The sequence below is a fragment of the Rhabdaerophilum sp. genome (assembly GCF_046092605.1).
Taxonomy (GTDB): Bacteria; Pseudomonadota; Alphaproteobacteria; order Rhizobiales; family Beijerinckiaceae; genus Rhabdaerophilum.
The window spans coordinates 1-8,434 of sequence record NZ_JBJTDY010000051.1 but is presented as its reverse complement, the minus strand read 5'-3'; the positions used below and the strand labels follow the sequence as shown (position 1 = coordinate 8,434).

Genomic DNA, 8,434 nt, shown 5'->3' with positions numbered 1-8,434 from the left:
GCGATAGATGCGGAATTCGCGCAGGTTGTTCGCGAGCTTTCCATCAGCACCTTGCGGCTTCGGCCAGGTCTTGCCCTCTGTCAGGCGGGAATTCTTGGGGAGTTGAAACTGGGCCATTGCAGGCTCCTCAATACACGCGCTTCTACGCGCAGCACGCTTCCATCGAGCCCTGGCTCAAGACCGCGTCTCCGGCGCCGGAAGGCGAGTGGAAGCAGGCGCCGGTCGATCGCGAGAAGCTCGACGGGCTCTATGAGTGCATCCTCTGCGCCTGCTGCTCCACCTCCTGCCCGAGCTATTGGTGGAATGGCGACCGCTATCTCGGCCCGGCGGCTTTGCTGCAGGCCTATCGCTGGCTGATCGACAGCCGCGACGAGGCGACCGGCGAGCGGCTCGACAATCTGGAAGATCCTTTCCGGCTCTATCGTTGCCACACCATCATGAACTGCTCGAATGCCTGCCCGAAGGGTCTCAACCCGGCAAAGGCGATCGCGGAGATCAAGAAAATGATGGTGGCTCGCCAGTTCTGAGCGGCGTGACACCTCTGGAAATGCGAAAGCCTCCCGAGGGCGGCTTTTTCATTTCCCGGCAGCGGCAGCTCCGAACAGCGCGATGATGCAGAGCATGCCGATGATCCAGCAGATCGATCGCAGGGTCGCCCGATCCGTGAGATAAAAGGCGGTATAGGCGATGCGCGCGCCCATCGCGGTCATCGCGAGGAGGTTCACGCTGCTGCTGCCGCCTGTGCGCAGCTCGGCGATGATGACCGCGGCGGCGAAAAACGGGAAGAATTCGAAATGGTTCTGGTGTGCCGCATAGGCCCGCGCCTGCCGGCCCTGCAAACCCGCAGCCCATTGGCGGGGATGATGGTTATCGTAACCCCGCGCGGAAAACTTCGCGAAGCCCACGGTGATATACGGCAGGAGCCCCGCGACCAGCAGCATCCAGAATGAAAAAGCCATTTTTTGTCCTCGATTCTATGATTTTACGATTTGGTATCCAGATTGGAGCATTTTCGAAGCGAAGTGGATTCCGGTTCGCGAGAAGAAAATGCAACCAGTGAAACTGGCGAGAGCGTTTTCATCGGAAAACGCATGAAGTGAGGGTTTCCGCGATGCTTCCAGGCCGGCGCGGAGACTTTCCGGAGGGTTTCATGGCGCATATGGCCCCGTTCCTGTTCCGCGCGCTGGCAATGGCGGCGCCGATGACCTTGCTGGCCGCCTGCGATTCCAGCCAGAGGTTCGGGGGTTACGGGCCCGGCGGCGGCCAGATGGCCCGCTCGACGCCCGCCTCACCGCCGCCTCCGCTCACCGCCGCGCCCAGCCTTGATGACGCGGATACGCAGACCCTGCCGCCACCTCCGGGCTCAGGCGCCGTGGCGGGAACCGCGCCGCTTTCGCCGCCGCCCTCGCCGAGCCTGACGACCGGCCTGCCATCGGCACCGGGTACGCAGCCCGTGCAGAGCGGTGGGGCCCCCGCGCCGGGCAACCTGCCGCCCGGGGGCCCGGCACCCACGACGCCCACCGCTCCCGCCGTTGCGCCGAGCCGCTCGAGCGTGACCGGCAACTGGTCGCTGATGGAAGCCGCCGGGAATCGTTGCCGCATCACGCTTTCCAGCGCGCCGAAGCTCGATCTCTATGGCGCCGGCACGAATGGCTGCCGGGCGACCGAATTGCAGCGCGTCAACGCCTGGGAGCTCAGCGGATCGGAGGTGATCCTGTATGAATCCGGGGGCGCGGTGGTCGCACGCCTGCGGCAAGCAGGCGATGGCAGCTTCTCCGGCGTTTCCACGCGCTCCGGCGCGCCGGTCTCGATGTCCAAATGATCTTGCGGGCCAGATGATCTTGCGAACCGAGTGATCTCTCGTCTCTTTGCAGGCCGAGCGTTCTGCCCTAGAGCATCCGCCCGCCAAGTGGATACCGGTTGGCGGAAAAAGCGGATGCGAAAACAAGAAGAGTGAGCGCAGGATCTGATTCGATCAGATCGGTTTGCGCTCTCAAGGCGGATCGTTTAGGAATTGCCATGCCCGGTCCCGTCAAAACGCGCTATCAGGCTCTTGTCGCCGAAGGCCGCCTCGAGGCCGATCCGGCCCAGGCCCGCATCGTTGCGAAGCTGGACCAGTTGGCCGAACGGCTGGAAGCCCATCGTCTTGCGCGGAAAGGTTCCGCGCTCGGCTGGCTTTTCGGGCGCAAGGCGAAGCCGGAGCCGCTGAAGGGCCTCTACCTGTGGGGTTCAGTGGGGCGCGGCAAGACCATGCTGATGGATCTCTTCCATGACAGTCTCGGCGTGAGGCGCAAGAGGCGCGCGCATTTCCACGCCTTCATGGCCGATGTGCATGCGCGCATCCACGCCTATCGCCAGAAACTGAAAACCGGCGAGGTGAAGGGTGGCGATCCCATCGTTCCGGTGGCCGAGCAACTCGCCGAGGAAAGCTGGGTGCTCTGCTTCGACGAATTCTCGGTGACGGATATCGCCGATGCGATGATCCTCGGGCGGCTCTTCGAGGCCTTGTTCGCGCGTGGCGTGGTGCTCATCGCGACCTCCAATGTGGAGCCTGCGCGGCTCTATGAGAACGGCCTCAACCGCTCGCTCTTCCTGCCCTTCGTGACATTGATCCAAAATAGGCTTGATATCGTCCGGCTCGATGCCCGCACGGATTTCCGGATGGAGAAGCTGCAGGGGCGCAAGGTCTATCACGCGCCGGCCGGCATGGCCTCGGAGGAGGCGCTGGAACAGGCTTTCGCCGATCTCTCGGCCGGCGCGCGGGTGCAGAGACAGGTCTTCGATCTCGGCGGGCGCGAATTGGTGGTGGAGCGGGCGGCGGGCGGTGTCGGCCGTTTCACGTTCGATGAACTCTGCGCGCGCCCGCTCGGATCCCTGGATTTCCTCGCGATCGCGCGAAATTTTCACACGGTTATCCTCGAGAATATCCCGCGGCTCACTTTCGAGCGGCGCAACGAGGCAAAGCGCTTCATCACGCTGATCGACATTCTCTACGAGCATCACGTGAAGCTGATCTGTTCGGCGGCGGCCATGCCGGACAAGCTCTACAAGGCTGAATTGGGCCACGAGGCTTTCGAATTCGACCGCACGGTCTCGCGTCTCACGGAAATGCAATCCGAGAGCTATCTCGCGCTCCCGCATGGCCGGGCTGACAGCGAGGCGAGCGGCAATTCCACGGGGCTCGTCGAGACATGAGCCGCGCGCCGGAAGCCACGCGATCACGCCTGATCGCCGCGGCCACGGCGGAAATCCGCAAGATCGGCCCGCGCCGGATGACCGTTTTGCATGTCGCGAACGGGCTCGGCATGAGCCACGCGAATGTCTACCGGCATTTTCCGGACAAGACGGGCCTGATCGATGCCGTACTGAATGGCTGGCTGAAGGGCCTCGAGCAGCGTCTCGGCGAGATTGTCGAGGGGCCGGACCCGGCGGATGACAAGCTGGAGCGCTATTTCGCGACCCTCTCGCGCGCCTATGCCGAAACCCTGCGCGATGATCCCGCGATCTTCCGGCTGCTGGCGGAGCCCGAAACGGAAGCGGAAGAGCCCGCGCGGCATCGCCAGCGCATCACCCAGCAGGTGGGGCGCATCGTGGAGGAGGGTATTTCCACCCGCCTCCTCGCTGGCAGCGAGGCGCGCCGCTCGGCGCAGCTGGCGCTCGATCTCGCGCATCGTTTCGTCGATGCGCGTGCCGTGCTGCTCGCCGGCGACGATCCATCCTCCGATGCGCGTCGTGACAGGGTCATCCGCGCGGTCATCCGAGCCTTGGGCGCCCGGAAATAGGAGACAAATGACAAAAAATGTTTTTTGTTACATTAGCCATCTTGTTAACATTCGGGAAATTTTCTGACATGCCGATCTATAAGCCATTGAAAACAAGAGAGTGAATTTTCGCGCGACATGAAATTTCGCAAGCTGGCCCGAGGCGAATTGTCCATTCATGACATGTGACACGAGTTTCGCTTGCCCTTTTTCGGGCCTCGATTTACGCCGCTTTCCCAATCCGGTCTTGAAGGCCGGCCACGCGACGCGAAGGGGGAAAGCGTCCGACCATCCGGGCGCCATCCGGTTTCCATCCGCGATCCGCGTTTCCTGTTCCAACGCCCGGGGTGCGCCCCGGCGCATCCGGAGGTCGTACTACCCATGGCTCGTTCGAAGATTGCCCTCATCGGCGCCGGTCAGATCGGCGGCACGCTCGCCCATCTCGCGGGCCTCAAGGAACTGGGCGACATCGTCCTGTTCGACATCGCGGAAGGCACCCCGCAGGGCAAGGCGCTGGACCTCGTGGAATCCTCGGCCGTGGACGGCTTCGACGCGCTCTACAAGGGCACGAACGATTACAAGGATATCGAGGGCGCCGATGTGGTGATCGTCACCGCCGGCGTGCCGAGAAAACCGGGCATGAGCCGCGATGACCTCGTCGGCATCAACCTCAAGGTGATGGAATCGGTCGGCAACGGCATCAGGCAGTATTGCCCGAAGGCCTTCGTGATCTGCATCACCAACCCGCTCGATGCGATGGTCTGGGCGCTGCAGAAATTCTCCGGCGTGAAGCCGAACAAGATCGTCGGCATGGCGGGCGTGCTCGATTCGGCCCGCATGGCCTATTTCCTCGAGGAAGCGACCGGCGTCTCGATCAAGGACATCTCGACCTTCGTGCTCGGTGGCCATGGCGACGACATGGTGCCGCTGGTGCGCTACTCGACGGTCGGCGGCGTGCCGCTGCCTGATCTCGTGAAGATGAAGTGGATCACCCAGGAGAAGGTGGACGAGATCGTCGAGCGCACCCGGAAAGGTGGCGGCGAGATCGTCGCGCTGCTGAAAACCGGCTCGGCCTTCTACGCGCCGGCGGCTTCGGCGATCGTGATGGCCGAGAGCTACATCAAGGACCAGAAGCGCGTGCTGCCCTGCGCCGCCTATCTCAAGGGCGAATATGGCGTGCGCGACATGTTCATCGGCGTACCCGTGGTCATCGGCGCGAAGGGTGTCGAGCGCGTGGTGAAGGTGCGCCTCAACAAGGAAGAGCAGGCGATGATGGCCAAGTCCGTCGCGTCGGTTCAGGGTCTGATCGATGCCTGCAAGACCATCAACCCGACGCTGAAGTGAGGATTAAATGGCTGTCCTAGCCGTTCCAGTATTCCTGCTACTTGGAGTTCTTCAAATCTATCTCGGCTTTGTCGGGATTGATTACCTCTTTGGTGTGTGGTGGGCATGGGGAGCCATCGGTGTTGCAATCTTTTTCAGAATAATGCTGCCACTCACAATAGGTACATACTTTGCAGTGGTGAATGTGTTTCACTACCCTTGGTATGTTGGGCTTATTGTTGCTGCTCCAGGGCTATTGTTCCTAGTGCCTGCATTTATTGCTGAAATTGTTGCCTTCATATCCAAACGTCGCTGACGTTCGTTTAAAAAGGACTTACCCATGAACATTCATGAAGATCAGGGCAAGGCGATCCTGAAGGCCTATGGTGCCAATGTCTCCGCCGGTTATCCGGCGCTGACGGTGGCCGAGGCGGTCGAGGCCGCGAAGAAGCTGCCGGGCCCGCTCTTCGTCGTGAAGAGCCAGATCCATGCGGGTGGCCGCGGCAAGGGCAAGTTCAAGGAATTGCCTGCCGATGCCAAGGGCGGCGTGCGCCTTGCGAAGTCGGTGGCCGAGGTCGAGGCCCACGCCAAGGAAATGCTCGGCAACACGCTGGTGACCATCCAGACGGGCGAGGCCGGCAAGCAGGTGAACCGCCTCTACATCGAGGATGGGTCGGATATCGAGAAGGAATTTTACATCTCGATGCTGGTGGACCGCGTGACGGGCCGCACCGCCTTCGTGGTCTCCACCGAAGGCGGAATGGATATCGAGAAGGTCGCGCATGACAGCCCCGAGAAGATCATCACCTTCTCGGTGGACCCGGCCACGGGCGTGATGCCGCATCATGGCCGCGCGGTCGCGAAGGCGCTGGGGCTTTCGGGCGACCTTGCGAAACAGGCCGAGGTGCTTACGGGCCAGCTTTATCGCGCCTTCGTCGAGAAGGACATGGCGATGCTCGAGATCAACCCGCTGATCATCACCAAGGACGGCAAGCTGAAGTGCTTGGACGCGAAGATCGGCTTCGATTCGAACGCGCTCTATCGCCACCCGGATGTGATGGAACTGCGTGACCTCACGGAAGAGGATCACAAGGAAATCGAGGCCTCGAAATACGATCTCTCCTATGTGGCGCTCGACGGCACCATCGGCTGCATGGTGAACGGCGCGGGCCTCGCCATGGCCACGATGGACATCATCAAGCTCTACGGCGCGGAGCCGGCGAACTTCCTCGATGTCGGCGGCGGCGCCTCGAAGGAAAAGGTGACGGCGGCCTTCAAGATCATCACGGCCGACCCGAACGTGAAGGGCATTCTGGTCAACATCTTCGGCGGCATCATGAAATGCGATGTCATCGCCGAGGGCGTGATCGCGGCGGTGAAGGAAGTGGGCCTCAAGGTTCCGCTCGTCGTGCGCCTCGAGGGCACGAATGTGGATCTCGGCAAGAAGATCATCCGCGAGAGCGGCCTCAACGTCATCCCGGCGGATGACCTTGATGATGCCGCGCAGAAGATCGTCAAGGCCGTGAACGGCTAAGGGACCGAGGAAAACGCAACATGTCCATTCTCATCAACGCGAATACCAAGGTCATCTGCCAGGGCTTCACCGGCAAGAACGGGACCTTCCATTCCGAACAGGCGATCGCCTATGGCACCAAGATGGTCGGCGGCACCTCGCCCGGCAAAGGCGGTTCCACGCATCTCGGCCTGCCGGTGTTCGACACCGTCGCCGAAGCGCGGGACCGCACGGGCGCCGACGCCTCCGTGATCTACGTGCCCCCGCCGGGCGCGGCGGATGCGATCTGCGAAGCCATCCAGGCGGAAATCCCGCTCATCGTCTGCATCACGGAAGGCATTCCGGTGCAGGACATGATCAAGGTGAAGCGCGCGCTCGATGGCTCGAAGTCACGCCTCATCGGCCCGAACTGCCCGGGCGTGATGACCGCGGGCGAGTGCAAGATCGGCATCATGCCGGGCAACATCTTCAGCCAAGGCAATGTCGGCATCGTCTCGCGCTCCGGCACGCTGACCTATGAGGCCGTGTTCCAGACCACGCAGGAAGGTCTCGGCCAGACGACGGCCGTCGGCATCGGCGGCGACCCGGTGAAGGGCACGGAATATATCGACATGCTCGAGAAGTTCCTCGCCGATCCGGAGACGCAGTCGATCATCATGATCGGCGAGATCGGCGGCTCGGCCGAGGAAGATGCCGCACAGTTCATCAAGGATGAGGCCAAGCGCGGCCGCAAGAAGCCGATGGTGGGCTTCATCGCGGGCCGCACGGCGCCTCCGGGCCGCCGCATGGGCCATGCCGGCGCGATCATCGCCGGCGGCAAGGGCGGCGCGGAAGACAAGATCGCCGCGATGGAAGAAGCGGGCATCCGCGTCTCGCCGTCGCCGGCCCGCCTTGGAAAAACCCTTGTCGAGGTGCTCAAGGGCAAGTGACGCCAGAAGGCGAATGACGCGATGCGCATGACGGACATCCCCTTCGGAACGACCGACTGGAGCGACATCCCCGCGACCCGCCACTCGGCGGAAGCGGGCGAAGCGCTCTGGCGGACCCAGGTTTTCGGGCCGGAGGGGAACCAGATCCGCGTGCGCATGGTGGAATACACGCCGGGCTATGTTTCGGACCATTGGTGCGAAAAGGGCCACGTGCTGCTGTGCCTCGAGGGCGAGCTGGAAACCACGCTCGCCGATGGCCGGCACTACGTGCTCAAGCCCGGCATGAGCTATCAGGTCGCCGACGGCGCGGAGCCGCATCGCTCCGTTTCGCCCAAGGGCGCCAAACTCTTCATTGTCGACTAAAAAGGGGGACGGACCCATGGACGACAAAAGCGGAATTGATCTCTCGGCGCTTTCGGCGGGCAACACGGCCTATCTCGAAAGCCTCGCCGGCGAAGAGACGCCCGGCCCCTCCTGGGCGCGGAAGAACTGGCCCCCGCAGGTCAATGGCGAATTGATCTCGGCGCTCGATGGCAACTGGGGCGCGGTCGAGAAGGTCGTCTCGGACAAGCTCAAGGGCAAGTCGGATGCCGCGGTCGCCAAGGGCACGCCGGGCCTGTCGGATGCGGATCTCATCCGCGCCGCGCGCGATTCCGTCCATGCCCTGATGATGATCCGCGCCTATCGCATGCGCGGGCATCTGCATGCGAACCTCGACCCGCTCGGCATGGAGCCGCGCAAGGACCACGAGGAACTGCACCCCTCTTCCTACGGCTTCACGGAAGCGGATTGGGATCGCAAGATCTTCATCGACAACGTGCTCGGCCTCGAATTCGCGACGATCCGCGAGATGCTGGCGATCCTGCGCCGCACCTATTGCGAGACGATCGGCTACGAGTTCATGCACA

The 8,434-nt window shown here is 62.7% G+C and carries 9 protein-coding genes and 2 pseudogenes; 10 read left to right on the top strand and 1 reads right to left on the bottom strand.

Going from position 1 to position 8,434, the window contains the following annotated elements; translation table 11 throughout:
* Positions 1-125: 125 nt before the first annotated feature.
* Positions 126-527, top strand: a pseudogene (locus ACKODO_RS04530) (4Fe-4S dicluster domain-containing protein); the annotation flags it as partial.
* A 48-nt stretch (positions 528-575) separates the two neighbouring features.
* Here the strand turns inward: ACKODO_RS04530 and ACKODO_RS04525 are convergent.
* Positions 576-959 (bottom strand): MAPEG family protein, encoded by a 384-nt coding sequence (locus ACKODO_RS04525; RefSeq protein WP_408982261.1) that lies wholly within the window; start codon positions 957-959, stop codon positions 576-578.
* Between the two features lie 191 nt (positions 960-1,150).
* Here ACKODO_RS04525 and ACKODO_RS04520 point away from each other — a divergent pair, with 191 nt between their 5' ends.
* From ACKODO_RS04520 to ACKODO_RS04480, 9 genes and pseudogenes are all read left to right on the top strand, one after another.
* Positions 1,151-1,822 carry an AprI/Inh family metalloprotease inhibitor gene (locus ACKODO_RS04520; protein ID WP_408982260.1) on the top strand — a complete coding sequence of 224 codons (672 nt, stop codon included), beginning with the start codon at positions 1,151-1,153 and terminating at the stop codon, positions 1,820-1,822.
* 197 nt (positions 1,823-2,019) lie between these two features.
* A complete protein-coding gene (gene zapE / locus ACKODO_RS04515; protein WP_408982259.1) occupies positions 2,020-3,195 on the top strand; it encodes a cell division protein ZapE in 1,176 nt (391 codons plus the stop codon).
* Positions 3,192-3,782, top strand: a complete 591-nt coding sequence (locus ACKODO_RS04510) for a TetR/AcrR family transcriptional regulator (RefSeq protein WP_408982258.1) — start codon at positions 3,192-3,194, stop codon at positions 3,780-3,782. The genes zapE and ACKODO_RS04510 overlap by 4 nt, the downstream gene beginning before the upstream one ends.
* Positions 3,783-4,142: 360 nt before the next feature.
* The gene (mdh, locus tag ACKODO_RS04505) at positions 4,143-5,105 is read left to right on the top strand and encodes a malate dehydrogenase (RefSeq protein ID WP_408982257.1); all 963 of its coding nucleotides are present in this window, start codon (positions 4,143-4,145) and stop codon (positions 5,103-5,105) included.
* Between the two features lie 7 nt (positions 5,106-5,112).
* On the top strand, positions 5,113-5,400 hold the full coding sequence (locus ACKODO_RS04500) for a hypothetical protein (RefSeq protein ID WP_408982256.1): 288 nt from the start codon (positions 5,113-5,115) through the stop codon (positions 5,398-5,400).
* A 24-nt stretch (positions 5,401-5,424) separates the two neighbouring features.
* Positions 5,425-6,618, top strand: coding sequence for an ADP-forming succinate--CoA ligase subunit beta (sucC, locus tag ACKODO_RS04495; protein WP_408982255.1), 1,194 nt, complete (start codon positions 5,425-5,427; stop codon positions 6,616-6,618).
* A 20-nt stretch (positions 6,619-6,638) separates the two neighbouring features.
* The gene (sucD, locus tag ACKODO_RS04490; RefSeq protein ID WP_408982254.1) at positions 6,639-7,526 is read left to right on the top strand and encodes a succinate--CoA ligase subunit alpha; all 888 of its coding nucleotides are present in this window, start codon (positions 6,639-6,641) and stop codon (positions 7,524-7,526) included.
* 21 nt (positions 7,527-7,547) lie between these two features.
* Entirely contained in the window at positions 7,548-7,889 is a 342-nt protein-coding gene (locus ACKODO_RS04485) for a DHCW motif cupin fold protein (RefSeq protein WP_408982253.1), read from the top strand.
* 16 nt (positions 7,890-7,905) lie between these two features.
* Positions 7,906-8,434 (top strand): annotated as a pseudogene (locus ACKODO_RS04480) (hypothetical protein); the annotation flags it as partial.